Here is a 24,239-nt window from a genome sequence, read left to right as displayed (position 1 = left end):
TCGCCGGGGATCGCGCGAAACTGTTCCCGTGAGACACGTCATCGCCCTCGATGTGGGCGGCACCGGTATGAAGGCCGCCCTCGTGGGGGCGGACGGCACGCTCCTCCATGAGGCCAGGCGGCCCACGGGCCGGGAGCGCGGCCCGGAGGCCGTCGTCGCCGGGATCCTCGACTTCGCCGCCGAGCTGCGCGCGATCGGCGAGCAGCGGTACGGCGGGCCGGCCGCAGCGGCCGGGGTCGGCGTGCCCGGGGTCCTCGACGAGGCCCGCGGCATCGCCGTCTTCGCCGCCAACCTCGGCTGGCGCGATGTGCCGCTGCGTGCCCTGCTGGCCGAACGGCTCGCCGGGACGCCGGTCGCGCTCGCCCACGACGTACGGATGGGCGGGCTCGCCGAGGGGCGGATAGGAGCGGGCGAAGGGGCCGGCCGCTTTCTGTTCGTGTCGCTGGGCACCGGCATCGCGGGCGCCATCGGCATCGGCGGACGCGTCGACCCCGGCGCCAACGGCTCCTCGGGCGAGATCGGCCACATCGTCGTACGGCCGGGCGGCCCGGCGTGCGGATGCGGGCAGTCGGGCTGTCTGGAGACGCTCGCCTCCGCCTCCGCGGTGGGCCGCGCCTGGGCGCGGGCGAGCGGTGACCCCGAGGCGGACGCCGCGGACTGCGCCAAGGCCGTCGAGTCCGGCGACCCGCGGGCCGTGGAGGTATGGCACGAGGCCGTGGGCGCGCTCGCCGACGGCCTGGTCACCGGGGTCACCCTGCTGGACCCCGGAATACTGATCATCGGCGGGGGGCTCGCCGAGGCCGGCGAGACCCTGTTCGCGCCGCTGCGCACGGCGGTCGAGGAGCGGATCACGTTCCAGAAGCTGCCCTCTATCGTCCCGGCGGCCCTCGGGGACACCGCCGGATGCCTGGGCGCGGGTCTGCTCGCCTGGGATCTTCTCTCCACGGAGGTAAGCGCCTGATGGTCGGACGAACGGCTCGAACGGCTCGAACGGTTCTCAGGGGCGCCCGAGTGGTGCTGCCGACCGGGGTGGTCGAGAACGGGCGGGTGACGGTCGAAGGGCGGCACATCGTCGAGGCGGGCGCGGGCAGCGCACCGACGGCGGGTGGCGAGGGGGCCCCTGACGGCCCGGCGCTCGACCTGACCGGCCACTGGATCGTCCCCGGCTTCGTCGATATGCACGTGCACGGCGGCGGCGGCGCGTCCTTCTCGTCCGGCACCGCCGAGGAAGCCCTCACCGTCGCTCATACGCACCGCCGCCACGGCACCACCACTCTGCTCGCCTCCACCGTCACCGGCGACCTCGACGACCTCGCCCGGCAGGCCGCGGCGCTGTCCGAGCTGGTCGAACAGGGCGAGCTGGCCGGCGTCCACTTCGAGGGCCCGTTCATCTCCCCGCACCGCTGCGGCGCCCACCAGCCGTCGCTGCTGCGCCACCCGGACCCGGCGGATGTGCGCAAGCTCGTCGACGCCGCCCGCGGCACCGCGAAGATGGTGACCCTGGCGCCCGAACTGCCCGGCGGCCTGGACTCCGTACGGCTGCTGGCCGACAGCGGCGTCATCGCGGCCGTCGGCCACACCGACGCCGCGTACGACGCCGCGCTCGAGGCCGTCGAGGCGGGCGCGACCGTGGCGACCCACCTGTTCAACGCGATGCCGCCGCTGCTGCACCGCGAGCCGGGGCCGGTCGCCGCGCTGCTGGAGGACGAGCGGGTCACCGTCGAGCTGATCAACGACGGCACGCATCTGCACCCCGCCGCGCTGCGGCTCGCCTTCCACCGCGCGGGCGCCGGCCGGGTCGCCTTCATCACGGACGCGATGGGCGCGGCCGGCATGAGCGACGGGATCTATCCGCTGGGCCCGATGGAGGTCGAGGTCACCGACGGGGTCGCGCGGATCAGCACCGGCCCGACGGCCGGTTCCATCGCGGGCTCGACCCTGACCCTGGACCGCGCCTTCGCGCGGGCCGTGACCCTGGACGGGCTGAGCGTGCCCGAGGCCGTACGGGCGCTGTCCGCCACCCCCGCGAAGGTCCTCGGCCTGGACGACCGGGTGGGCTCGCTCGAGGCGGGCAAGGACGCCGATCTCGTGGTGCTCGGCGAGGACTTCGCGGTGGTGGGCGTGATGCGCCATGGCGCATGGGTGGTCGATCCCGAAGTGGGCTGATTCGACACCCCGGTCGGGCGGGCCGGTCTCCCCGGGGGACTGGGCCCGCCGCCGCCGTTTTGGCATGATCCTTCACAGCCGCACACACGCGGCTCGCACAGGCACACATGTGGCGGCACACACGGGCGCACGGATGTTCGCGCGTGCGTGTGCCGCAACGCCGGGGATTCGGGCCGGGCGGGGACGGACGAAGGGGATGCCAGGGTGATCCTGACGGTCACGCTCAACACCGCCCTGGACATCACCTATCAGGTGCCGCGCCTGCGCGCCCACACCACCCACCGCGTCACCGAGGTCACCGAACGGCCCGGCGGCAAGGGCCTCAATGTCGCCCGGGTGCTGGCCGCCCTCGGCCACCGCGCCGTCGTCACCGGCTTCGCCGGAGGCGTGACGGGGACCGTCCTGCGGGAGCGGCTCGCCGAGCTCGGCGGCGCCGTGACGGACGCCCTGGTGCCGATCGCCGGGACGACGCGCCGCACCGTCGGCGTCGTCGACGCCGACTCCGGCGACACCACCCAGCTCAACGAGCCGGGCCCGATCGTCACCACCCCCGAGTGGGCCGCCTTCCTGGGCGCGTACGCCGAGCTGCTGCGCGAGGCGTCGGCGGTGGCGCTGTGCGGCAGCCTGCCGCCCGGCGTCCCCGTGGGGACGTACGCGCGGCTCATCCGGGAGGCGCGCGCGGCGGGCGTGCCCACACTGCTGGACACCAGCGGCGAGCCCCTGCGCCGCGGCGTCGCCGCGCGCCCCGACATCGTCAAGCCCAACGCCCACGAACTCGCCGGGCTCACCGGCTCCACCGAGCCGCTGCGCGCCGCGCGGGACGCCCGGCGGCGTGGGGCGCACGCGGTGGCCGCCTCGCTCGGCGCGGACGGCATGCTCGCGGTCACCGCCGAGGGCACCTGGCGGGCCGCCCCGCCGCGCCGCCTCGCGGGCAACCCGACGGGGGCGGGGGACTCCGCGGTGGCCGGGCTGCTGTCCGGCCTGGTCGAGGGGGCCCCGTGGCCGGATCGGCTGGCGCGCGCGGTGGCCCTGTCGGCGGCGGCCGTACGGGCCCCGGCGGCGGGCGAGTTCGACCGCGGCACCTACGAGGAGCTGCTGGGGCGGATCGAGGTCACCGAGGACCCGGCGGCCTGACCGCCCTCAGCCGACGGCCGTCAGCCGTCCTTACCCGTGAGCCACAGCTGGTCGAGGATGACCTCGCACTTGTCACCGGCCTCACAGGACACCTTGACGGTGTTGGCGCCCTCCTTGAGGTTGACGAGGGACCAGGTGCTCGTCCAGCTCTTCTCCCAGTCGCCCTTCTTCGCGTCCGGGATGAAGTTCTCCATATTGATCGGCCGGGTCGACCGCTCCCCGTTGACGGTGAGCGAGAGCGACTGGTTCTCGCCGGGCACGCCGTACCTCGCGTACACCCGGTACGGGCCCGCCTTGGCGACGTCCACGTTCCAGGTCACGGACGCGCCGGGGGTGTTCAGCCCGCCGACGTACTTACCGCCCTCACCCTTGGCGCCGGGGATGTCCGTCGCGGGGCCCGCGCCGCCCTCCAGACGCAAGCCCCACGCGTCCTCGCTGGGCAACTCGGACGGATCCTTGGAGGCCCCGGGGGTCTCGCTGGGCTCGGCACTCGCGGACGCCGTGGGCGAGTTGGTCGGGCCGGCCTTGTCGTCCTTGTCGTCGCCGTTGTTCGTGATCATCGCGATGCCGATGCCGACCACGACCACGGCGACGACGGCGATCGCGCCGATGAGCAGCCCCTTGTTGTTGGGGCCGCGGCCGCCGGCGCCGCGCGAGGGGGCGGCCCGGCGGGAGCCGCCTCCGCCGGGAAGGGTCTCGGGGGCGGCGTAGTGGGCCTGCTGATTCGGGATCTGCTGCCCCTGCTGCCCCTGCTGCCCCTGCTGGTTCTGCTGCCCGTAGGTGCGCTCGCCGACCGCGCGGACGTGGTTGTACGAGGTGCGGGGGACCCCTGGCTGCTGCGGGGCGGCCGGGCCCGGGTAGCCGTAGCCGCCGGCCCGGGAGGCGGAGCCGGACTCTCCGCCCTGCCCGCCTTCCGAGCGGTACAGATAGGCGAACGGGTCGTCGTTCTCCGGCGCGTCCGAGCCGTTGTTACCGGCCGTCATCCCTCTCGTCACTCCCCTGTGCATATGGCCAACGGCGCTCAGGTGCGTACGCGCCATGACAGCTCATATCAGGGCCGGGAAGGCCGCAACAGGGCATGCACTGTCCGGATGGCCAATATTCATGATCGATTCACCGTCGGCGGCAGTGCCGCATCGGGGCAGCCTACCGCGACGAACACAACCCCGGTTCCAGAGCGCTCATCCCGCGCGGCGGCGCTCCTTGCTACGGGACCGCTTCTCGATATACATCCGCTGGTCGGCCGAGCGGAGCACTTCCTCGGCGGTCATTCCGCAACCGGCCCAGCCGATACCGAAGCTGGCCCCGACCCGGACGGCCCGGCCGTCGACCCGGATCGGCGGGGTGATGGCGTTGCGCAGCCGGCCGGCCAGGTCCTTGGCGTCGGCCCGGCCGAGGCCGTCCGCGAGGACCACGAACTCGTCGCCGCCGAGACGGGCCACGGTATCCCCCTCCCGCACCCCGGCGGCCAGCCGGCGGGCGACCTCGATGAGGACGGCGTCGCCGGCATGGTGGCCGAACCGGTCGTTGATCGACTTGAAGCCGTCCAGGTCGCAGAAGAGAACGGCCAGCCCCTTGTGGCCGTCGTCGACGTCGCCGTCCCCCCGCGGCGCGATGGTGTGCACATGCGGCTCGTACGGAATGCCGCCGCCGAAGCCCGGCCCGCCCGGCCCGTCGAACAGCCCCGGCCCGTCGAACTCGTCGTAGCCGCGGGAGAACCCGCCCGCCTCCGCGGCGTCGCCCGCGGACCCGTACCCCGACCCGTACTCCCCCGGCCCCGGCGGGCTGCCGCACAGCCTGCTGCCGAGGCGGGCGCGCAGTTCGGCGCTGTTGGGCAGGCCGGTCAGCGAGTCGTGGCTGGCGCGGTGGGCGAGCTGTAGCTCATGGGTCTTGCGCTCCTCGATGTCCTCGACGTGGGTGAGCAGAAAGCGCGGGCCGTCGGCCGCGTCCGCGACCACGGAGTTGCGCAGGCTCACCCAGACATAGCTGCCGTCCCGGCGGGCCAGCCGCAGCTCGGAGCGGCCGCCCTCGGCGGAGGTGCGCACGAGGGTGCCGATGTCTTCGCGGTGGACGAGGTCGGAGAAGGAGTAGCGGCGCAGGGCGGAGGCCGGCCGGCCCAGCAGCCGGCACAGCGCGTCGTTGGCGCGCAGCAGCCGCCCCTGCTGGTCGCCGCCCATCTCGGCGATGGCCATGCCGCTGGGCGCGTACTCGAAGGCCTGCCGGAAGCTCTCCTCGCTGGCGCGCAGGGCCTGTTGCTCACGCTCCAGGCGCAGCAGCGCGCGCTGCATATTGGCGCGCAGGCGGGCGTTGCCGATCGCGGTGGCGGCGTGGAAGGCGTACATCTGGAGGGCCTCGCGCCCCCAGGCGCCGGGGCGCCGGCCGCTGCGCGGCTTGTCGACGGAGATGACGCCGATCAGCTCGCCGCCGGAGCCGCCCGCCGTGTACATCGGGGCGAACAGGCGGTCCATGGGGTGCCACTCGTCGGGGAAGCGGGGCGCGGGCCCGGGGGTGTGCCACTCCTGAACGTCGTCGTCGTCGAGCACCCACCCCTCGCTGTACGGGATGAAGCGCAGATCGCCCCAGCGGTCCCCCATGGACAGCCGGCGGTCCCATGCGACGCGCGAGCCGACCCGGCCGGCCATCAGGGCCTCGGCCCCGGCGCTGCCGCCGACGGCCGCGACGACCAGGTCACCGTCCGGGCGGACCAGATGGACGGCCGAGAGCTCGAAACCGAGCCCGGCGATCACCCCGTCGGCGACGGTCTGCACGGTGTCGGCGAGGCTGCGGGCGGTGTTCAGATCGGCGACCACCTGGTGCAACAGCCGCAGGGTCGCAAGGCGGATGTACGGCTCCGACTCGGTCTCCATCGATCGCTACTCCCCCGAGACCTCGACAGCAACTCCTGGCTTCTTGTCGTCCTTCTCGTCGTCCGAATGCCATGGCCACTGAATCACAGCGAGCTGTTCACTCGGTACACAGGGTCAACAATTACTGCCTGGTGTGAGTCATGTCACAGACAGTGTTCAAGCCTTGGAGACAAGCGTGGGAGCGCTCCTTATTTTTGTGATTGCAAATCCTGAAACGCCCCTCGCCAGTCATCCGAAGGCGGCCGGCTGCCACCCGGGGCGTACGGCACATACGGCCCGCGACCTAGGACCGGCCTGGTCCCGGGGTCCGATGCGGGACCGGCCGGGCCGACGTTAGCGTTCAATACGTGCCGCACTCATCGTCTTCCGCGCCCGCGCAGCCCGCCATCCCCCATGCTGGTGGGGTGAGCGAGGACGAGTTCCGCGCCGCCCTGTCCCGGCTGTCCGCGGGCGTGGTGCTGGTGACCGCCCACGACCCGGAGGACGGGCCGCGCGGCGAGGACGTCGGCATGACGGCCACCGCGTTTATGTCGGTGTCACTTGACCCGCCGCTCGTCATGGTGAGCGTTCGCAACGGCTCGCGGATGGACGACCTACTGGCCCGACAGCCCCTCTGGGCGGTATCGGTCCTGTCGGAAAGCCAGCGCCATATAGCGGGACGCTTCGCCATGAAGGGGCGCATCAGCGACAGGCTGCTGTTCGAAGACATCCCCTACTCACGCGGCGAGGCCTCGGGCGCACCCCTCGTCGGCGGCGCGCTGGCGGTCATGGAGAGCCGCACCGAGCAGCGGGTGACGGCTGGCGACCACACGCTCGTGATCGGCCGAGTGCTCTCGGCGGGCACCCCGAGCGCGGACGGCGGCCCGCTGATGTACTTCCGGAGCCGCTACCGCACGCTGGGGTAACGTCCTCCGCCATGGAAATCTGGATCAATCCGGCCTGCTCCAAGTGCCGCTCCGCGCTGACCCTGCTGGACGCCGAGGGCGCCCAGTACACGGTGCGCCGCTATCTGGAGGCGCCGCCGACCGCCCAGGAGATCGAGGACGTGCTGCGCCGCCTCGGCCTGGAGCCCTGGGACATCACCCGCACCGGCGAGTCCGTGGCGGCCGAACTGGGCCTGGCCGACTGGCCGCGCGAGGAGTCCGCCCGCGCCCGGTGGACCGAGGCGCTGGCCGCCCATCCGATCCTGATCCAGCGACCGATCATCACGGCCGACGACGGCACGACGGTGGTCGGCCGCACCCCGGACGCGGTCCGCTCCGTCCTGCGCCAGTGATTTTGTGGTGAGTATCGGACAGCGACACGCCGTGGTGTCGGCGTGTCGCTGTCCGATACTCACCACAACTCAGGCCCCGAGCCCGCACCTAGCCCCAGTCCCGCCCGGACCGCCCCCGCTTGGTGTCGCCGCGCTGCTTCTTCTCCCGCAGCCGCCGCTCGTTGATACCGCGTGGGATACGGGTCGGACGGCGCGGCTTGGGCGGCGGCGCGGTCGCCTCGGCCAGCAGCGACGTGAGCCGGACCGCCGCCGTCTCGCGGTTGCGCCACTGCGAGCGGTGCTCGGAGGCCCGCACGGTCACCACCCCGCCGACCAGCCGCCCCGCCAGCCGCTCCAGCGCGCGCTGCTTCCACACCGGCGGAAGCGCCTCGGTCGCGGCCAGGTCGAAGCGCAGCTCCACTTGGCTGTCGCTGGTGTTGACGTGCTGCCCGCCCGGCCCGGACGACCGCGAGAAACGCCACATGAGCTCGGCCTCCGGCAGGGAGACCGAGCCACGGATGACATAGGGCCCGGACATGTCCCCCATGATCCCGCGCCGCCGCGGGCTCGTCACCTGCTTTTGTCCGGACCGCCCGGCGCTAAAGATTGGCAAAGAAGGTAAAGGAAGCTGGAACCGGTGGGTGGCGGACCGCGTTGAGGAGGGTGACGGTAGCTTCGTCCGGAGTACGAAGCACCGAGGACTCGACCACGAAAGGGACTCCCCATGGCTGTAAGCCTGTCCAAGGGCGGCAACGTCTCGCTCACCAAGGAGGCACCGGGCCTGACCGCCGTCACGGTGGGTCTCGGCTGGGACGTCCGCACCACCACCGGTACCGACTTCGACCTGGACGCGAGCGCCATCGCCGTGAACCCGAGCGGCAAGGTCTACTCGGACCAGCACTTCATCTTCTTCAACAACAAGTCCACCCCGGACCAGTCCATCGTCCACACCGGTGACAACGTCACCGGCCAGGGCGAGGGCGACGACGAGCAGATCAACGTCAACCTGGCGGGCCTCCCCGCCGACGTCGAGAAGATCGTCTTCCCGGTCTCCATCTACGACGCCGAGTCCCGCAGCCAGAACTTCGGCCAGGTTCGGAACGCGTTCATCCGCATCATCAACCAGGCCGGCGGCGCCGAGATCGCCCGCTACGACCTGAGCGAGGACGCGGCGACCGAGACCGCGATGGTCTTCGGCGAGCTCTACCGCAACGGCGCGGAGTGGAAGTTCCGCGCGGTCGGCCAGGGCTACGCCGCGGGCCTGGCGGGCATCGCCAAGGACTTCGGCGTCAACGTCTGACGGACGTAGCGCGCAAGACGCTGAGGGCCGCCCTGCCAGAGGGGCGGCCCTCGGTCGTTTCGGGGGTCAGCGCATGGCGATGCCGTCGCCTTTGAGCTCCGCCACGAAGGTGGACCACGCGGGGGCGGGGAAGATCAGGGCGGGGCCGTGGGGGTGCTTGGAGTCACGTACGGGGACTATGCCGGGGTGGCCGTCGGCCACCTCGACGCATTCGCCGCCGTCAGCATTGCTGTAGCTGCTCTTGCGCCAGACAGCGGTGCTCAGGTCAGGGGTGGTCGACATGCCTTCCAGTCCTCCATCGCCGCTCGGATCATCGCCTCGGAGTCATAAGGCGAGAGGGCCATGGCCCTGAACAGATCGTAGGACTGCTGGCGCTCTACCACCCCGTCCCGGTCCTCGATGATCGTCCCGAATCGGCTGCCTTCTACATAGGCCACCTGCGCGTGGTCTGGCGGCGTGAAGAGCGTCAGCGAACCACCCAGATCGGGGTGCTCGCCGCCTGCGGCGAAGGGCAGGATCTGGACAGTGATGTTCGGCTGAGCCGCGCGCTCGAGCAGCCTTGCCATCTGGTGGTGCATCACTTCAGGGGTCCCGACCCGGCGCCGCAGCACCGTCTCGTCGAGAACGAACCAACAGCGCGGCGGCCTGGACGCGCTCAGGCGCGTCTGTCGGTCGAGCCTCGCCTTGACCAGCGACGCGATTTCCCCGTCCGGGGCGTCCGGGTGCCCGCACCGTAGCCACCGGTCCGCGAACTCCGGGGTCTGGAGCAGGCCGTGCACGGTGGCGCTCACGTACGACTCAATGGCCAGCGCCCGGCTCTCGATCTCCATCACACGGCGGTACTTGCCGGGGAACGGCTCCTTTCTCGCCAACCCGTACAGCCTGATGAAGAGCCCCTCCGTGCCGAAGCAGGTGTCGAGCTTCGACGGCAGTTGGTCATCCTCCGGCAGGGACTCCCCTCCCTCGATCCGTGCGAGGTGCGACTTGCTGTAGTTCAACACCTCCGCGAGCCGCCGGAGTGACATGCCCGCCTTCTCCCGATAGCGCCGGATCTCGAAGCCGAGCAGATCACGAGCGGATCGATCCGGCTGGAGTTCGCGCGGCTGGAACGGCATGTGCCCACCCCTTGTCCCGTTTCCGCCCCTTGATGGCGCAAGGGGCCACTTGCGCCATCCAATTTAGGACACCCGCAGCAATTCCACTGTCACAACAGGTAACTACCCCGGCGGCAGCACAGCCCTGCTCACGCCTGCCGCGTCGGCAGGACGATCACCTGGCGCAGGTTCACATGGGCCGGGCGGCTGGTGACGTACGCGATCAGGTCGGCGATGTCCTCGGAGGAGAGCCCCCCGAGCGCGGCGAACATGTCGTCCAGCTGGCCGGTCGCCGTCGCGTTGTCGACATGGTCGGCCAGCTCGCTCTCGGTCAGCCCCGGCTCGATGTTGGTGACGCGCACATTCCGCGGGCCGAATTCGGTGCGCAGCGACGCCGACAGCTGGGTGAGCGCGGCCTTCGTCGCCGAGTACACCGCATACGTGGGGAACGGCACATGTGCCCCGATGGAGGAGATGTTGACGAGGTCGGCCGGCCTGCCGTCCGCCGCCGCGGCGAGCAGGTCCTGGGTGAAGGCGCCCACGACGCGCAGCGCGCCGGTGAGATTGGTGTCCACCATGCGGGTCCACTCGTCGGTCCGGCCGGCGTCGATCGGGTTGGGCAGCATCACCCCGGCGCCGTTGATCACCAGGTCCACCGGGCCGAAGGCGTCGTGCACCCGGGCGGCGCCGGCGGCGACCGCGGCCTCGTCGGTCACGTCGACCGGGACCGCGAGGGCCTGGCCGCCCTCGGCGGCGATCTCCTTGGCCAGTCCGTCCAGCCGGTCGGCGCGCCGCGCCCACAGCGCCACCCGGGCGCCCCGGGCGGCGAGCAGCCGGGCGGTCGCCGCGCCCATGCCGCTGGCGGCCCCGGTGATGACGGCGGTGCGCCCGGCGAGGTCGTTCTGGCGCGAGTCTGCGTGGTTCATCTCGGATGCTCCTGAGGTGTCGTGCGGTGGTGTCGTGCCGTCCGGCACGTCCTCAAGGTTGCGGCCGCCGCGCCGCCGTACCCAGGGTGACGCTTTTCCTGGGTCTGCCAGTACCAGGTTGGCGGAAGGGGTCTGACCTACTCTCGAGGCATGGCTGATGACGCTCTCGGTGACTTCCTCCGCTCACGGCGCGCCCGTATACGCCCTGACGACGTGGGGCTGATCTCCCATGGGCGGCGCCGGGTGCCGGGGCTGCGCCGGGAGGAGGTGGCCCAGCTGGCCGGGGTCAGCGTGGACTACTACGTCCGGCTGGAGCAGGGGCGCGGGACGAATGTGTCCGACGCGGTGCTCGACGCGGTGGCGCGGGTGCTGCGGCTGAACGAGGCGGAACACACCCATCTGCGGGATCTGGCCCGGCCGCGGCGGGGCCCGGGCCGGGGCGCGGCGGGGCGCCGGGCGGGCGGTCAGCGGGTGCGTACGGGCGTGCACACGCTGTTGGAGACCATGACCGGCACGCCCGCGTTCCTTCTCGGCCGGCGCATGGACGTCCTGGCCTGGAACGCCCTCGCGGACGCGGTGTCGGGGTTCTCCGCGATGCCCGAGGGGGAGCGCAACGCGGCCCGGCACACCTTTCTGGACCCGGCGGCCCGCGAGCTCTACGCGGAGTGGCCCACCGTGGCCGCGGAGACGGTGGGCTATCTGCGGCTCGACGCGGGTCGGCACCCGGACGATCCCCTGATGGCATCGTTGATCGGCGAGCTGGCGATGAAGAACGAGACATTCCGCCGGCTCTGGGCCGATCACCCGGTCAAGGAGAAGACACACGGGCTCAAGCGGCTGCGCCATCCGGTCGTGGGCGATCTGGAACTGTCGTACGAAACGCTGGCGCTCCCTGGCGATCCTGACCAACTCCTGGTCACTTACGCGGCGGTTCCGGGTTCGGCCGCCGCGGAGAAGCTGGCGGTGCTCGCGAGCTGGTCGGCCGGTCAGGGCGGGTCCGGTCGGGGGGACATGGACGACCGCACGAAAACTGACAAGCCCTCATCTTCCAGGCGCGGGTAAGTGGCGAAAACCTGACCGGAATCGCTTCCGCCAGAGACAACGCAAAGTCAAATTCTTGTTTCAGACCTGTCCGAACCGATCGTTCGATGACAATCTCTGCTCGGTCACCGCGCATGTCAGATGCACGTCAGCTTCAGTCGGCGTCAGCTGACCGCGCGCCAGGTGTCGGCACCACCGAAGCAAGCACCACTCACGCACCACTCCTCGCACCACCGGGCGGCCCACCCACGGCTGCCCGCACCCCCTACACAGGGCCGCGACCCAGCGGCCCCAAGGCTAGGAGACCGAGTGAGATCCATAGCTTCCGCCACCCGCAAGAAGTCCGTCCGCGCGGCCGCCCTCGTCGCCTCCGCCGCGATGGTCGTGATCGGCATGCAGTCCGGCCCGGCCAACGCCCAGGCCGAGCTGAGCCGTGAGGCCGGCGCGACGGCGCTGCCGCTCTCCGCCCAGGAGCGCGCCTCCGCGATCCAGGCCGCGCAGGCCGACGCCTCCGCCCAGGCCGAGTACCTCGGGCTCGGGGCCAAGGAGAAGCTGGTCGTCCGGGACGTCATCAAGGACGCGGACGGCACCGTCCACACCCGGTACGAGCGCACCTACGACGGCCTGCCCGTCCTCGGCGGCGACCTCGTCGTCCACGAGAAGACGAGCGGCGCGCGCAGCGTGACCAAGGCGACCTCGGCCCGGATATCCGTGGCGAGCACGGCCGCGGAGGTACCGTCCGCCGACGCCAAGAAGTCCGCCCTCAAGGCGGCGCCCACCGACGACAAGGCCGGCAAGTCGCCGCGCAAGGTCATCTGGGCGGCGACCGGGAAGCCGGTCCTGGCCTGGGAGACCGTCGTCACCGGCATGCAGAAGGACGGCACCCCGAGCGAGCTGCACGTCATCACCGACGCCGCCACCGGCGAGAAGCTGTTCACCGACGAGGCCGTCAAGACCGGCTCCGGCACCAGCAAGTACAGCGGCACGGTCACGCTCGGCACCACCAAGAGCGGCAGCACCTACAGCCTCACCGACAGCACGCGCGGCAACCACAAGACGTATGACCTGAACCAGGGCACGTCGGGCACCGGCACCCTGTTCACCGACGCCGACGACGTGTGGGGCGGCGGCCGCCAGACCGCCGGCGTCGACGCACACTACGGTGCCGCCGAGACCTGGGACTTCTACAAGGAGGTGCTGGGCCGCAACGGCATCAAGAACGACGGCGTCGGCTCGTACTCCCGGACCCACTACGGCAACAGCTATGTCAACGCCTTCTGGCAGGACTCCTGCTTCTGCATGACCTACGGCGACGGCTCCGGCAACAACAACGCGCTCACCTCGATGGACGTGGCCGGCCACGAGATGAGCCACGGCGTGACCGCGGCCACCGCCAAGCTCAACTACAGCGGCGAGTCCGGCGGCCTCAACGAGGCCACCTCCGACATCATGGCCACCGCCGTGGAGTTCTACTCCGCCAACGCCTCCGACGTCGGTGACTACCTCATCGGCGAGAAGATCAACATCAACGGCGACGGCACCCCGCTGCGCTACATGGACAAGCCCAGCAAGGACGGGGCGTCCCGGGACTACTGGTCCTCGACGCTCGGCAACATCGACGTCCACTACTCCTCCGGGCCCGCCAACCACTTCTTCTACCTGCTGTCCGAGGGCAGCGGCGCGAAGACCATCAACGGCGTCAGCTACAACAGCCCGACGTCCAACGGGGCCACGCTCACCGGCATCGGCCGGGACAAGGCCACCAAGATCTGGTACAAGGCGCTGACCACGTACCTGACCTCCACCTCCAAGTACGCACAGGCCCGCACCGCCACGCTCAGCGCGGCGACCGACCTGTACGGGGCGAACAGCGCCGAGTACAAGGCCGTCGCGGCCGCCTGGACCGGGATCAGCGTGAACTGAAGCACCTGAAACACCAGAAACGCCTGAAGCACCCGAAGTAGGCGCGCGCCAAGAGCGCCGAAGCGGCGACGGGCCGCACCGCACCCCGGTGCGGCCCGTCTCCGTCCGCACCGCTGATGGCGCTTACGCTGCTGCCATGACTCAACACGTACGCGGTGTCATCGCCCCGGGCAAAGGCGAGCAGGTCAGGATCGAGACGATCGTGGTTCCGGACCCCGGTCCCGGCGAGGCGGTGGTGCAGGTACGGGCCTGCGGTGTATGCCACACCGACCTGCACTACCGGGAGGGCGGCATCAACGACGAGTTCCCGTTCCTGCTCGGCCACGAGGCGGCGGGCGTCGTGGAGTCCGTCGGGGAGGGCGTCACGGACGTGGCCCCCGGTGACTTCGTGATCCTGAACTGGCGTGCGGTGTGCGGCCAGTGCCGGGCTTGTCGCCGCGGCCGCCCCTGGTACTGCTTCAACACCCACAACGCCAACCAGCCCATGACGCTCACCGACGGCACCCCGCTCTCCCCGGCCCTGGGCATCGGCGCCTTCGCCGAGAAGACCCTCGTCGCCGCCGGGCAGTGCACCAAGGTCGACCCGGCCGCATCGGCCGCGGCGGCGGGCCTGCTGGGCTGCGGCGTGATGGCCGGCCTCGGCGCGGCCATCAACACCGGCGGGGTGGGGCGCGGCGACTCGGTCGCCGTCATCGGCTGCGGCGGCGTCGGCGGCGCGGCGATCGCCGGGTCCCTGCTGGCCGGGGCTTCGAAGATCATCGCGGTGGACGTGGACGACCGGAAGCTGGAGCAGGCGCGCGGGCTGGGCGCCACCCACACGGTCAACGGCAAGACGGCCGATGCCGTCGAGGCCATCCGGGAGCTGACCGGCGGCCACGGCGCCGATGTCGTGATCGACGCGGTCGGCCGCCCCGAGACCTACCGGCAGGCCTTCTACGCCCGTGACCTGGCCGGCACCGTGGTACTGGTCGGGGTTCCCACCCCGGAGATGAAGCTGGAGCTGCCGCTGCTGGACGTCTTCGGACGCGGCGGCGCGCTCAAGTCCTCCTGGTACGGGGACTGTCTGCCCTCCCGCGACTTCCCGATGCTGATCGACCTGTATCTCCAGGGGCGGCTCGACCTCGACGCGTTCGTCAGCGAGACGATCGGGCTCGACGATGTCGAGGAGGCGTTCGCGAAGATGCAGCGCGGCGAGGTGCTGCGCTCGGTGGTGACGCTCTGATGACGCCACCGCCCGTACGCGTCGACCGGCTGGTCACCTCCGGCACCTTCTCCCTGGACGGCTCCACCTGGGAGGTGGACAACAACGTCTGGCTGGTCGGCGACGACAGCGAGGTGTACGTCATCGACGCCGCCCATGACGCGGACGCGATCATCGAGGCGGTCGGGGACCGGCGGCTGCTCGGCATCCTGTGCACCCACGGCCACGACGACCACATCGACGCGGCCCCGGACGTCGCCGACCGCACGGGCGCGCCGATCCTGCTGCACCCGGACGACGAGGTGCTGTGGCGCATGCGCCACCCGGACCGCAAGCCGGACGGGGCGCTCGCCGACGGCGACGTCCTCACCGTGGCCGGCACCGAGCTGCGGGTGCTGCACACCCCCGGCCACTCCCCCGGCGCGGTCTGCCTCCACGCCCCCACGCTGACCACCGTCTTCTCCGGTGACACGCTCTTCCAGGGCGGCCCCGGGGCGACCGGCCGCTCGTACTCGTCCTTCCCGACGATCATCGAGTCGATCCGGGAGCGGCTGCTGTCGCTGCCGCCGGAGACCGTCGTCCGCACGGGCCACGGCGACCCGACCACCATCGGCGACGAGGCTCCGCACCTGGAGGAGTGGATCGCCCGCGGCCACTGAGCCATGTGCTCGCGTGCGGTGCCGTCCCGCCCCGGCAGGACGGGGACGGCACCGCACGGCGGGTGCGGGCGCCGTGACACCATCGACCGTGTGATCGACCTCGGCTACTCCCTCTCCCGCCGCTTCCCCGACCCCCCGCAGACGGACTACCGCACCGCGGACGTGCACGCCCTGCGCCACGACCTGTTCTGCGGCGATGTCTACCTCGCCGACACCAAGGCGGACCGGGAGCTGTCCACAGCCTGGGGATGGGTGCCCGTGCTCGACTTCGCCTGGGCGCTGTGCGACATCGTCGAGCGGCTCGACCGCGACCCGCGCGGCAACCGCTCCGCGCGCCCCGTCCACGCCGAGCTGGACTTCACCGAGTCGACGGACCGGATGCTCTTCGAGCGGCGCTTCGGCTGGGTGGACGTCACGGCCGACTGGGCGCCGGCCGAGGAGCCCCCGCTCACCTTCAACCACGCCGCGCTGCGCCGGGAGGCCCGCGACTTCCTGCACGACCTGATCGCGGACCTCACCGATATGCACGAGGGGCTGGCCGACAACCCGGCGGTGTGGGACCTACAGGCCCGCTACCCCCGCCTCTGATCCCCGGTCCGGGCCGCGTCCTCCACCCGCAGCCCCAGCCGGGCCGCGAGCACCGGGGCCAGGTCGAGCAGCTGGGTCGGGCTGATCACCGCGCCCGCCAGGTCCTCCACGCCCCGCGCGATGTCCAGCTCCGCGACCGCGCGCAGGTCCACGTCCTTCATCCGCGCCTGGCTGAAGTCCACCCGGCGCAGCGCGCAGTCCACGAACTCCACGCGCTCCAGCACCGCCCCGCCGAAGTCCGGCTCGGCGAGGACACACCCCTCGAAGACGACGTCCGTGAGCCGGGCCGTCCGCAGATTCAGATAGTCGATCTTCCCGCCGCGCACCACCACCCGCTCCAGCACCGCGCCGTGCAGCTGGACCCCGCCCAGCCGGGCGTCGACCAGCTCCACATCCCGCAGCCGCGCCTCGGACGCATCGGTGCCCACGCCCCGCACGCCCTCCAGCACACAGTCGAGGAATCTGGCCCGGGCCAGCCGGACCTCGTCGAACGCGCAGCGGCGGATCCCGCAGTCCAGGAAGCGGGCGCCGCCCGCCCGCTGCCCGGCGAAGTCCAGGTCCGCGAACTCCAGCCCGTCGTAGTCCCCCTCCGGCTCCAGCTCCCCGCCCTCGTAGGGCCGCAGCCCGGGCAGCGTCACCTCCGGCCGCCGCGCCGCCCGCACCGCGCCCGCCGCCGTCCCGCTCCTGCCGCGCCCTGCCATCACCGCTCCGTCCATTCGCGCTCGCCGTGGCCCGCTCTCCATCGTGAACCACGCCACTGACAACGGCCGGACAGCGGCCCGATGTCACATCTCGCGCCACCGCGTCGTCGTACAGGGGAAGCGATCCGGTCCCACCCGGGTCGCAGCACGGGAAGGAGTGCTGCCCATGCACCGCATCACCGTCATCGGCGGCGGCCTCGCGGGCCTCACCGCGGCCATCGCCGCCGCCGAGGCCGGGGCCCCGGTCACCCTGCACGAGGCCCACCACACGCTCGGCGGCCGCGCCCGCACCGCCCCCGGCCCGTACCGCGTCAACGAGGGCCCGCACGCCTTCTACGCGGGCGGGCCGCACTGGCCATGGCTGAGGCAGCGCGGGCTGCTCGGCCCGCTCGCCGGCCTCCCGCCCCTGGAAGCCGCCCGGCTGCGCTTCCACCGCGGCGGACGGCTGCGCCGCGTACCCCCGGCCGCCATGCTCAGGCTGCTGCTGACCAGGCGGGCGCCGGTCGACGCCGACTTCGCCACCTGGGCGACGGGCGTGGTCGGCGCGGCCGGGGCGCGCGCGGCCGCGAACTACGCCGCCGTCGCCCTCTTCCACCACGCCCCCGGCCGGCTGTCCGCCGCGTTCGTCCAGGAGCGGTTCCGGCGCGCCGCCAAGGTGCCGCCGGAGGCCCACTATGTGCGCGGCGGCTGGGGCACGACCATCGAACGCATGGCCGATTACGCCTGGAAGCTCGGCGTACGGATCGAGACCGGCTCCCGCATGGACGCGCTGCCCGCCGCCCCGGGCGGGCCGGTGATCGTCGCGACCGCGCTGCCCGCCGCCCGCGCGCTCCTCGGCGACGCCTCCCTGACCTGGGACAGCGGCCGCACGGTGCTGCTCGACCTGGCCGTACGCACCCGGCGCGGCGACGCGTTCGCCGTCTCCGACCTCGACTCCCCCGGCTGGATCGAGCGCTTCACGGCCCAGGACCCCACCCTGGCCCCGCCCGGCGAGCAGCTGATCCAGGGCCAGCTGCCCATCGCCCCGGACGAGACCAGGGCGGACGGCGTCGCCCGCGCCGAACGCCTGCTGGACCTGGGCTTCCCGGGCTGGCGCGAGCGCACGGTCTGGCGGCGGGAGTCCACGGCCAACGGGCGTACGGGAGCGGTGGACGCGCCCGGCACCACCTGGCACGACCGGCCGGCGGTCGACCGGGGCGAGGGGGTGTATCTGGCGGGCGACCAGGTGGCCGCGCCGGGAGTGCTCTGCGAGGTGTCGTTCAACAGCGCCCTCACCGCCGCCGCCCTCGCGCTCGACGGGTGGCGCACAGGTGGAGGTCGCGGTGAGGGCCGTCACGTCTCCGCGCCGCTCAACACTCCTTGACTTCACCTTTGGTTGAGGTTGGAGGGTGGCCGTACGACAGCCCCGCAACCCCTGGGAGACCCCATGTACGCCGTCCGTCTGCACGCCTTCGGCCCCGCCGAGAACCTGGTCCTCGAGAAGACCGGCGATCCGCTCCCCGGCCCCGGCGAGGTCCGGATCGCGGTGGCCGCCGCCGGTGTCCACCTCCTCGACACCGCACTGCGCCAGGGCCTGACCTCCGCCGTGCACTCCGCGCCCGAACTGCCGACCATCCCCGGCCGTGAGGTCGCGGGCACCGTCGAGGCGCTCGGCGAGGGCACCGACCCGGCGTGGCTGGGCAAGCGCGTCGTCGCCCACCTCGGGATGGTCCCCGGCGGCTACGCCGAACTGGCCGTGGTCGCCGCCGGCAAGCTGCACGAGGTGCCCGCCAACCTGGACGAGGCCCAGGCCGTCGCCATGATCGGCACCGGCAGGACCACCATGGGGATCCTCCAGTTCGCCGATCTGGCCGCCGACGACGTCGCGGTCGTCACCTCGGCGGCGGGCGGGATCGGCCAGCTCGTCGTCCAGTACGCGGGGCACGCCGGCGCCACGGTCGTCGGGCTCGCGGGCGGACCGGAGAAGGTGGCGCGGGTACGCGAGCTGGGCGCCCACATCGCCGTCGACTACACCGACCCGGCCTGGCCGGACCAGGTCCGCGCCGCCCTCGGCGGCCGCCCCGCGACCGTGCTGTTCGACGGCGTCGGCGGCGAGCCCGGCCGCGCGGGCGTGGACCTGCTCGGCCCCGGCGGCCGTCACCTCGTCTTCGGCTGGTCCTCGGGCGGGCTGCTCACCGGCGGTGGCGGCCCGCTGGAGTTCGGCGAGGAGGAGCTGGCGGCGCGCGGCATCACCTCCCAGGTCGTGCTCGGCCCGCCGATGCTGGAGAGGGCCGGCGGCCCGGACCCGATCCGCACCCTCGAAGAGCGCTCCATGGCCGAGGCCGCGTCCGGCCGCCTCGTCCCGGCCGTCCACCGCTTCCCCCTCGCCGAGGCGGCCGCCGCCCACCGGGCCCTGGAGACCCGCGCCACGATGGGCAAGGTCGTCCTGGTCCCCTGATCACCCCGCCCCGCCGGGTCCCGCCCCGCTCCACGTGGGGAGAGCGGGACGGGCCCGGCGGGGCGCGGGGCACAAACCCGAGGCCAGGCCCAGGCCCAGGCCCGCTACGCCACCACGCGCAGCTCCCGCGCCGTGTTGTTCAGCCGCCGCCCGCCCGTTTCCGTGCAGGTCACGATGTCCTCGATGCGCACCCCGAAGCGCCCCGGCAGATAGATCCCCGGCTCGATCGAGAAGCACATCCCCGGCACCAGCGGGAGCTGCTCGCCCTCCGTCATATACGGCGGCTCATGCGTCGTGACGCCGATGCCGTGGCCGGTGCGGTGGATGAAGTACTCGCCGTAGCCCGCCTCGGTGATCACCTGGCGCGCCGCCCGGTCGATGTCCTGGCAGGCCGCCCCCGGGCGGACCGCCTCGAACGCCGCCTGCTGCGCCTCCCGTACGACCTCGTGGACCTTGCGCTCCTCCTTCGTGGGCTCGCCGACGTGCACGGTGCGCGTGGTGTCGGAGCCGTAGCCGTCCTTGAGGCCGCCGAAGTCCAGCACCACCATGTCGCCCTCCTCGATGACCCGTTCCCCGGCCTCGTGGTGCGGATCGGCGCCGTTCGGGCCGGAGCACACGAGCGTGAAGTCGACCTGGCTGTGCCCGTGTCGCAGCAGCAGCTCGCTGAGGTCGGCGGCGATGTCGCGCTCCCGCCGCCCGGCGAAGCGCACCCGCACGATCTCCTCGTACGCCGCGTCGGCCGCCGCCCCCGCCGCCGCGATCCGCTGCACCTCGTGGGTGTCCTTGACCGCGCGCAGCATGGGCAGCGCCTCGCCGATCGCGGAGTAGGAGGTGTCGGGGAGGGCGCGCTGGAGGCCGAGCAGGTGGGCGGCCCAGGTCTCGTCGGAGACGCCGTAACGGCCGCGCGCCGGCAGCGTGTCCGCCGCCGTCCGGTACGGGTCGCTGCCGTCGGTCCAGCCGGTCACCTCGATCGCCCCGGCGCCGGTCGCGGCCAGCGCGTCGGGCCGCTCCAGCAGGGGTACCAGCAGCCGCGGCGTCTGCCCGGGGACGAGCAGGAGTGCGGTGAGGCGCTCGGTCACCGCCGGGGGGCGGTAGCCGCACAGATGCGTCAGGTCCGGACCGGGGGTGACCACCAGCCCGGCCAGCCCGGCGTCGGCGGCGGTACGGGCCGCCCGGGCCATCCGGGCGGTGTAGTCCTCAAGGGTCATGGGGGCGAGCTGCTGCTCGGCGGGCGTCGGCATGCGGACAGCATCCCGCAGCGGCACCCACCCCGCGACAGGGGGCGGAAGACCCGCGACAGGGGCGCGGGCCCCGCGGCGGGGCCTTGGTGAGGGGCCGGAGCCGACGGGCCCCACGACACGAAGCGCCCGGACCGCGGCACCCCCGGCTCAGCCCTCCGTACCGGCGGCGCGTCAGCGCCCCCCGCGCGTCAGCGCTGGAATCCGCTGCCCAGCCGGACGGCCGCGTCGATCACCGCGCTGCCGTAGACCCGGCCCGGGGTGCCGGACATCCGCCCGACGGGCCCGGAGATCGACAGCGCGGCGACCACCCGGCCGCCGGGGCCGCGCACCGGGGCCGCCACGGCGGCTATCCCGTGCTCCCGCCCGCCGACGCTCTGCGCCCAGCCCTGGCGCCGTACGCCGGAGAGGGTGGCGGCCGTGAACTGCGCGCCGCGCAGCCCCTCGTACAGGTCTTCGGGCCGCTCCCAGGCCAGCAGCACCTGGGCTACGGGACCGGCGTTCATCGGCAGGGAGGCGCCGACCGGCACCCGGTCCTGCGCGACCGGGTTGCCGTCCACCGGGGCCTCGGCGACACAGATCCGCATGTATCCGCGGCGGCGGTAGAGCCGGGCGCTGGCGCCGGTCAGATCGCGCAGCTCGCAGAGCACCGGCTCCGCCGATGTCGCCAGGTGGTCCCGACACGCCTCCAGGGCCATCAGCCCGAGCCTCGGCCCCAGGATGAACCGGCCCTGCGCGTCCCGGGCCAGCAGCCGAAGCCGCTCAAGGGCGAGCACCAGCCGGTGCACGGTGGGGCGTTTGAGGCCGGTGGCGGAGACCAGCCTGGCCAGGGACGCCGGGCCCGCTTCCAGGACGCCGAGCAGGAGCGAGGCCTTGTCGAGCACGCCGACCCCGCTCAGCAGCTGCTCCGGAGAGGTCCGCTCCGCGACGGTCGGCGCCATCGGCGCCGGCTGGGCCGCCGGAGCCGCCGGGGCCGGCTTTCCGCGCGTCGCCTTCCGGTGACTCGTCAGGACCTTTTCAGGAGTTGAGATCGCCATAAGAGTGCCTCCTTGTCGGGCCGGTCACTCCCATGCGCCAGGACCGTCCGCAACCACGGCTTTCGTCAGGTCAGTTCATCATGTCTAGCCGTCCGCCCAGAGCACCCGCAATGCGGCTACAGGAAGCTGCCAGCACCTCAACCGGCCACGGCCCGCCCCGCCCCGCCACCGGCTCAGCGCCGGTGACGCGGGGCGTCCCGCGGCGGCTCCCGCGGGGCGTCACCGGGCGGGTTGGCCGGCAATAACCCCAGCTCAGCGGCGCGCACCCCGGCCTGGAACCGGGAGCTCGCGCCCAGCAGTGCCATGATCTCGGCGACGTAGCGGCGATAGGTGCGCACCGAGACCGACAGCTCGCGCGCGGCGACCTCGTCGGTGACGCCGAGCCTGAGCCACTCCAGGATCGGCCGCACCATCTCCATCCGGGCGTGGCCGCCGAGATCGACCTGTTCGTTCACCACCACCGCGTTGCGCCAGATCCCGTCGAAGAGGGTCTGGAGGGTCTCGATGACCCCCGGGTCCCGGATCGCCGAGGCCCGGCGTCCGACCGCCGAGTCGGCGCACACCAGCGCGGCGCGGCCGTCGACGATGAACGCGGCGAGCAGCGGAATCCGGGCGACCCGGACCTCCAGTGGCCGTCCGTCCCGGGCGTGCCGCCGCACAAAATTCCAGTCGAGCGAGTTCTGAGCGCACAGCACGCGTGTTCTCACGTCCTCGCCGCCGGAACGGAGCCATTCGCTCAGTACGGAATGCAGCGCCCCGACATGCGCGGCCTCCGCCGCGAGCACGACGTCGACATTCCCCTCGGCCTCCCGGATCAGCTCTTCGGCAGCCGTTCGAATTTCTCCCTCGTCCGTTTCCACCGCCGCGACCCAGGACTTCCCGAGCGGTCGCCCGGAGCCCTCGGCGGCAGCGGAATCACCGATCACCGATTCGCCGGCCGCGGATTCACCCGTCACGGATTCGGCCGTCGCGGATTCACCCGTCACGGATTCGGCCGTCGCGGATTCACCGGTCACGGATCCGGCGGCAGCGAAATCGGCGGCCCTGGATTCAGCGGCGGCGGATTCAGCGGCGGCGGCTTCGGCGGCGGCGGCTTCGACGACCGTGGATGCTATGAGCGCGCGAACCGCCAGGAGTTCCTGGGCGATGGCCTCATCGGCCCGCTCGCTGTCGGTGCGGCCCTCCTCGTGCCCGGTCACGTCAGTCGACGTCCGACAACAGCCCCAGCTCGACGGCGCGCACCCCGGCCTGGAAGCGGGAGTTGGCCCCGACGTCACGCATGATCGCCGCGACATGGCGGCGATAGGTGCGCAGCGAGACCCTGATCTGGCGCGCCGCCACATCGTCCGTGTGGCCCTCTCGCAGACGCTCCAGGATCATCCGTACGGAGTCCGAGCGCAGCCGCTCGGCCAGGCGCTGGTGCTCCTCCAACGGCATCGCGCTGCCCCAGGCCCCGGCGAACATCAGGTCCAGCGCGCGGACCGAGGCGGGGTCGGTGTTGAAGGTCGCGTAGCGGCCGCCGTGTTCGCCGCCGGACCGGCCGAAGGCGGCCCTGCCGTCGGCGATCACGGTCCCCTGGAGATCGACGTCCGCGACCCGGACCTCATAGCCCAGGGGGCCGCGCCGCGCGGCGGCGAGGATGCCGAGCGGGGCCAGGACCTGCGGGGTGCAGAGCACGCGCACGGTGACCCCGGAGTTGGCGACGGCGGTGAACCGGCCCATCTGCGGGAGGATGGGTTTGGCCCGCTCGAAGGTGCCGGGCACGATCAGGCTGATGCTGTGCCTGGCGCGCGTCAGCAGCTGCCCGATGGCCTGTCTGACGGCGGGGCCGTCGGTGGCCAGCACCATCGGCGGGGACTGTGCCGGGGCGCCGAGTACGGACACCGCCGGCTCTTCCTTCATGCAGGTCGCACTGGTCGTACTGGACGTACTGGACAGTTTCAGACTGGACAGTTCAGCCATGACTCCCCCATGCGGCACACGACACGTCCGTCGCATACCCGTCGGTTGCTGCCGACCGTCCAAGGTGACCAAGAACGGCCGCGATGGCGGTCGGCGGCCGCCCCGTAATTGAATCTGCAATGACACCGCCGCCAACCAGAATCACGAAACTTCCGCATACCGAACTTCCACGCCACCGTGGCCCACCGGTTCTCAACTCGCGAGTAACTCTTCTCTTCCGCAGCCAAGAAGCCCTTGTCCAGTGGGTGGATTGTGACCGGAAAGGCCGCACAAGCCCCTGCGGCGCGAGGTTAGTTCGCCCTCAGCAAGCCAGTCAACGCACTTCAGTTCGTAAAGATCAGGTAAAATCACTCACCTTTGCGCCACTTCTGCTTAACGCAATGACGCGGCACCCACGGGATTGTCAGCAAGTTGCACACCGACCGGGAAACTCCGCCCCCGACGCCCCCGACGCCCCCACCACGAACGCGCAGCGCATCCGGAAGGCCACGGTGGGCGATCAAGGAGGGGCGAGGCTGGCAATTTGTTGACAGCCGCGGCGGGGGGTGGAAGCGGGGATGCTCACGGAGCGAGACGAACGGCCCCCCGTGATCCGCCACGAAGGGCCGCGCGCGCATGGAGCCGACTGTCGGGCTCGAACCGACGACCTTCGCTTTACAAGAGCGGTGCTCTACCAGCTGAGCTAAGTCGGCGCGTCCACAGCAGTGTAC

The 24,239-nt window shown here is 72.3% G+C and carries 24 protein-coding genes and 1 tRNA gene; 13 read left to right on the top strand and 12 right to left on the bottom strand.

All coding sequences use genetic code 11. The annotated features are described in order from the left end of the window. Positions 1–28: 28 nt before the first annotated feature. The 3 genes from ACZ4WQ_RS38310 to ACZ4WQ_RS38300 all read left to right on the top strand — a co-directional run bounded on the left by ACZ4WQ_RS38310 (position 29) and on the right by ACZ4WQ_RS38300 (position 3,300). A complete protein-coding gene (locus ACZ4WQ_RS38310) occupies positions 29–961 on the top strand; it encodes an ROK family protein (protein WP_358846102.1) in 933 nt (310 codons plus the stop codon). After that, complete coding sequence (gene nagA / locus ACZ4WQ_RS38305; RefSeq protein ID WP_311724479.1) at positions 961–2,166, top strand: N-acetylglucosamine-6-phosphate deacetylase; 1,206 nt, start codon at positions 961–963, stop codon at positions 2,164–2,166. Before ACZ4WQ_RS38310 ends, nagA begins: the two co-directional genes overlap by 1 nt. A gap of 204 nt (positions 2,167–2,370) precedes the next feature. Continuing rightward, on the top strand, positions 2,371–3,300 hold the full coding sequence (locus tag ACZ4WQ_RS38300; RefSeq protein ID WP_358846100.1) for a 1-phosphofructokinase family hexose kinase: 930 nt from the start codon (positions 2,371–2,373) through the stop codon (positions 3,298–3,300). A gap of 20 nt (positions 3,301–3,320) precedes the next feature. On the opposite strand, the gene ACZ4WQ_RS38295 is transcribed toward ACZ4WQ_RS38300, so the two are convergent. Next, positions 3,321–4,283: a CBM35 domain-containing protein gene (locus ACZ4WQ_RS38295; RefSeq protein ID WP_398374794.1), complete on the bottom strand. Its 963-nt coding sequence runs from the start codon at positions 4,281–4,283 to the stop codon at positions 3,321–3,323. 198 nt (positions 4,284–4,481) lie between these two features. Then, positions 4,482–6,167, bottom strand: a complete 1,686-nt coding sequence (cdgB, locus tag ACZ4WQ_RS38290) for a diguanylate cyclase CdgB (RefSeq protein ID WP_398374796.1) — start codon at positions 6,165–6,167, stop codon at positions 4,482–4,484. Positions 6,168–6,571: 404 nt separating this feature from the next. Here cdgB and ACZ4WQ_RS38285 point away from each other — a divergent pair, with 404 nt between their 5' ends. Then, positions 6,572–7,072 (top strand): flavin reductase family protein, encoded by a 501-nt coding sequence (locus tag ACZ4WQ_RS38285; RefSeq protein ID WP_311724483.1) that lies wholly within the window; start codon positions 6,572–6,574, stop codon positions 7,070–7,072. 11 nt (positions 7,073–7,083) lie between these two features. Further along, entirely contained in the window at positions 7,084–7,443 is a 360-nt protein-coding gene (locus ACZ4WQ_RS38280) for an arsenate reductase family protein (RefSeq protein WP_398374798.1), read from the top strand. Positions 7,444–7,531: 88 nt separating this feature from the next. On the opposite strand, the gene arfB is transcribed toward ACZ4WQ_RS38280, so the two are convergent. Then, entirely contained in the window at positions 7,532–7,969 is a 438-nt protein-coding gene (gene arfB, locus ACZ4WQ_RS38275; protein ID WP_398374905.1) for an alternative ribosome rescue aminoacyl-tRNA hydrolase ArfB, read from the bottom strand. A 177-nt stretch (positions 7,970–8,146) separates the two neighbouring features. On the opposite strand from arfB, the gene ACZ4WQ_RS38270 reads away from it, so the two are divergent. Next, positions 8,147–8,722 (top strand): TerD family protein, encoded by a 576-nt coding sequence (locus tag ACZ4WQ_RS38270; RefSeq protein WP_311724486.1) that lies wholly within the window; start codon positions 8,147–8,149, stop codon positions 8,720–8,722. A gap of 66 nt (positions 8,723–8,788) precedes the next feature. On the opposite strand, the gene ACZ4WQ_RS38265 is transcribed toward ACZ4WQ_RS38270, so the two are convergent. The 3 genes from ACZ4WQ_RS38265 to ACZ4WQ_RS38255 form a co-directional block, all read right to left on the bottom strand. Then, the gene (locus ACZ4WQ_RS38265) at positions 8,789–9,004 is read right to left on the bottom strand and encodes a DUF397 domain-containing protein (protein ID WP_385346986.1); all 216 of its coding nucleotides are present in this window, start codon (positions 9,002–9,004) and stop codon (positions 8,789–8,791) included. Continuing rightward, positions 8,983–9,837 (bottom strand): helix-turn-helix domain-containing protein, encoded by an 855-nt coding sequence (locus ACZ4WQ_RS38260; RefSeq protein WP_398374801.1) that lies wholly within the window; start codon positions 9,835–9,837, stop codon positions 8,983–8,985. Before ACZ4WQ_RS38260 ends, ACZ4WQ_RS38265 begins: the two co-directional genes overlap by 22 nt. 128 nt (positions 9,838–9,965) lie before the next feature. Continuing rightward, complete coding sequence (locus ACZ4WQ_RS38255) at positions 9,966–10,742, bottom strand: SDR family oxidoreductase (protein WP_311724489.1); 777 nt, start codon at positions 10,740–10,742, stop codon at positions 9,966–9,968. 150 nt (positions 10,743–10,892) lie between these two features. On the opposite strand from ACZ4WQ_RS38255, the gene ACZ4WQ_RS38250 reads away from it, so the two are divergent. The 5 genes from ACZ4WQ_RS38250 to ACZ4WQ_RS38230 all read left to right on the top strand — a co-directional run bounded on the left by ACZ4WQ_RS38250 (position 10,893) and on the right by ACZ4WQ_RS38230 (position 16,154). After that, a complete protein-coding gene (locus tag ACZ4WQ_RS38250) occupies positions 10,893–11,804 on the top strand; it encodes a helix-turn-helix transcriptional regulator (protein WP_398374803.1) in 912 nt (303 codons plus the stop codon). A 288-nt stretch (positions 11,805–12,092) separates the two neighbouring features. Then, positions 12,093–13,706, top strand: a complete 1,614-nt coding sequence (locus tag ACZ4WQ_RS38245) for a M4 family metallopeptidase (RefSeq protein WP_358846089.1) — start codon at positions 12,093–12,095, stop codon at positions 13,704–13,706. A 136-nt stretch (positions 13,707–13,842) separates the two neighbouring features. Beyond that, complete coding sequence (locus tag ACZ4WQ_RS38240; protein WP_398374805.1) at positions 13,843–14,928, top strand: S-(hydroxymethyl)mycothiol dehydrogenase; 1,086 nt, start codon at positions 13,843–13,845, stop codon at positions 14,926–14,928. Beyond that, on the top strand, positions 14,928–15,566 hold the full coding sequence (locus ACZ4WQ_RS38235; protein ID WP_398374807.1) for an MBL fold metallo-hydrolase: 639 nt from the start codon (positions 14,928–14,930) through the stop codon (positions 15,564–15,566). The genes ACZ4WQ_RS38240 and ACZ4WQ_RS38235 overlap by 1 nt, the downstream gene beginning before the upstream one ends. Positions 15,567–15,656: 90 nt before the next feature. After that, positions 15,657–16,154: a hypothetical protein gene (locus ACZ4WQ_RS38230; protein ID WP_352133549.1), complete on the top strand. Its 498-nt coding sequence runs from the start codon at positions 15,657–15,659 to the stop codon at positions 16,152–16,154. Here ACZ4WQ_RS38230 and ACZ4WQ_RS38225 read toward each other — a convergent pair. After that, a complete protein-coding gene (locus ACZ4WQ_RS38225; protein ID WP_398374809.1) occupies positions 16,139–16,855 on the bottom strand; it encodes a pentapeptide repeat-containing protein in 717 nt (238 codons plus the stop codon). The two genes, ACZ4WQ_RS38230 and ACZ4WQ_RS38225, sit on opposite strands and share 16 nt — an antisense overlap. A gap of 166 nt (positions 16,856–17,021) precedes the next feature. Between ACZ4WQ_RS38225 and ACZ4WQ_RS38220 the strand changes: the two genes are divergently transcribed. Both ACZ4WQ_RS38220 and ACZ4WQ_RS38215 read left to right on the top strand, forming a co-directional pair. After that, positions 17,022–18,218 (top strand): NAD(P)-binding protein, encoded by a 1,197-nt coding sequence (locus tag ACZ4WQ_RS38220; protein WP_398374811.1) that lies wholly within the window; start codon positions 17,022–17,024, stop codon positions 18,216–18,218. Positions 18,219–18,281: 63 nt separating this feature from the next. After that, entirely contained in the window at positions 18,282–19,292 is a 1,011-nt protein-coding gene (locus ACZ4WQ_RS38215; protein WP_398374813.1) for a zinc-binding dehydrogenase, read from the top strand. Between the two features lie 104 nt (positions 19,293–19,396). Here the strand turns inward: ACZ4WQ_RS38215 and ACZ4WQ_RS38210 are convergent, their stop codons facing one another. The 5 genes from ACZ4WQ_RS38210 to ACZ4WQ_RS38190 all read right to left on the bottom strand — a co-directional run bounded on the left by ACZ4WQ_RS38210 (position 19,397) and on the right by ACZ4WQ_RS38190 (position 24,221). After that, positions 19,397–20,500, bottom strand: coding sequence for an aminopeptidase P family protein (locus ACZ4WQ_RS38210; RefSeq protein WP_311724642.1), 1,104 nt, complete (start codon positions 20,498–20,500; stop codon positions 19,397–19,399). 221 nt (positions 20,501–20,721) lie between these two features. Next, a complete protein-coding gene (locus tag ACZ4WQ_RS38205; protein WP_398374815.1) occupies positions 20,722–21,471 on the bottom strand; it encodes an IclR family transcriptional regulator in 750 nt (249 codons plus the stop codon). Between the two features lie 269 nt (positions 21,472–21,740). Continuing rightward, entirely contained in the window at positions 21,741–22,766 is a 1,026-nt protein-coding gene (locus tag ACZ4WQ_RS38200; RefSeq protein WP_398374817.1) for a LuxR family transcriptional regulator, read from the bottom strand. Between the two features lies 1 nt (position 22,767). Continuing rightward, positions 22,768–23,469, bottom strand: a complete 702-nt coding sequence (locus ACZ4WQ_RS38195) for a hypothetical protein (protein WP_311724500.1) — start codon at positions 23,467–23,469, stop codon at positions 22,768–22,770. Between the two features lie 676 nt (positions 23,470–24,145). Next, positions 24,146–24,221 (bottom strand) — tRNA-Thr (locus ACZ4WQ_RS38190). Positions 24,222–24,239: the final 18 nt, after the last annotated feature.

This window comes from Streptomyces sp. NPDC028305 (assembly GCF_055569495.1).
Note: the sequence above shows the minus strand (reverse complement) of the source record. Positions and strands in the feature narration are given on the sequence as shown.

What these genes read in the sequence shown, in the direction of transcription:
- nagA (WP_311724479.1), top strand. Translation starts at nt 961, where the DNA reads ATGGTCGGACGAACGGCTCGAACGGCTCGAACGGTTCTCAGGGGCGCC.
- ACZ4WQ_RS38295 (WP_398374794.1), bottom strand. Translation starts at nt 4,283, where the DNA reads ATGACGGCCGGTAACAACGGCTCGGACGCGCCGGAGAACGACGACCCG.
- cdgB (WP_398374796.1), bottom strand. Translation starts at nt 6,167, where the DNA reads ATGGAGACCGAGTCGGAGCCGTACATCCGCCTTGCGACCCTGCGGCTG.
- ACZ4WQ_RS38280 (WP_398374798.1), top strand. Translation starts at nt 7,084, where the DNA reads ATGGAAATCTGGATCAATCCGGCCTGCTCCAAGTGCCGCTCCGCGCTG.
- arfB (WP_398374905.1), bottom strand. Translation starts at nt 7,969, where the DNA reads ATGGGGGACATGTCCGGGCCCTATGTCATCCGTGGCTCGGTCTCCCTG.
- ACZ4WQ_RS38270 (WP_311724486.1), top strand. Translation starts at nt 8,147, where the DNA reads ATGGCTGTAAGCCTGTCCAAGGGCGGCAACGTCTCGCTCACCAAGGAG.
- ACZ4WQ_RS38265 (WP_385346986.1), bottom strand. Translation starts at nt 9,004, where the DNA reads ATGTCGACCACCCCTGACCTGAGCACCGCTGTCTGGCGCAAGAGCAGC.
- ACZ4WQ_RS38260 (WP_398374801.1), bottom strand. Translation starts at nt 9,837, where the DNA reads ATGCCGTTCCAGCCGCGCGAACTCCAGCCGGATCGATCCGCTCGTGAT.
- ACZ4WQ_RS38255 (WP_311724489.1), bottom strand. Translation starts at nt 10,742, where the DNA reads ATGAACCACGCAGACTCGCGCCAGAACGACCTCGCCGGGCGCACCGCC.
- ACZ4WQ_RS38250 (WP_398374803.1), top strand. Translation starts at nt 10,893, where the DNA reads ATGGCTGATGACGCTCTCGGTGACTTCCTCCGCTCACGGCGCGCCCGT.
- ACZ4WQ_RS38240 (WP_398374805.1), top strand. Translation starts at nt 13,843, where the DNA reads ATGACTCAACACGTACGCGGTGTCATCGCCCCGGGCAAAGGCGAGCAG.
- ACZ4WQ_RS38235 (WP_398374807.1), top strand. Translation starts at nt 14,928, where the DNA reads ATGACGCCACCGCCCGTACGCGTCGACCGGCTGGTCACCTCCGGCACC.
- ACZ4WQ_RS38225 (WP_398374809.1), bottom strand. Translation starts at nt 16,855, where the DNA reads ATGGCAGGGCGCGGCAGGAGCGGGACGGCGGCGGGCGCGGTGCGGGCG.
- ACZ4WQ_RS38220 (WP_398374811.1), top strand. Translation starts at nt 17,022, where the DNA reads ATGCACCGCATCACCGTCATCGGCGGCGGCCTCGCGGGCCTCACCGCG.
- ACZ4WQ_RS38215 (WP_398374813.1), top strand. Translation starts at nt 18,282, where the DNA reads ATGTACGCCGTCCGTCTGCACGCCTTCGGCCCCGCCGAGAACCTGGTC.
- ACZ4WQ_RS38210 (WP_311724642.1), bottom strand. Translation starts at nt 20,500, where the DNA reads ATGACCCTTGAGGACTACACCGCCCGGATGGCCCGGGCGGCCCGTACC.
- ACZ4WQ_RS38205 (WP_398374815.1), bottom strand. Translation starts at nt 21,471, where the DNA reads ATGGCGCCGACCGTCGCGGAGCGGACCTCTCCGGAGCAGCTGCTGAGC.
- ACZ4WQ_RS38195 (WP_311724500.1), bottom strand. Translation starts at nt 23,469, where the DNA reads ATGAAGGAAGAGCCGGCGGTGTCCGTACTCGGCGCCCCGGCACAGTCC.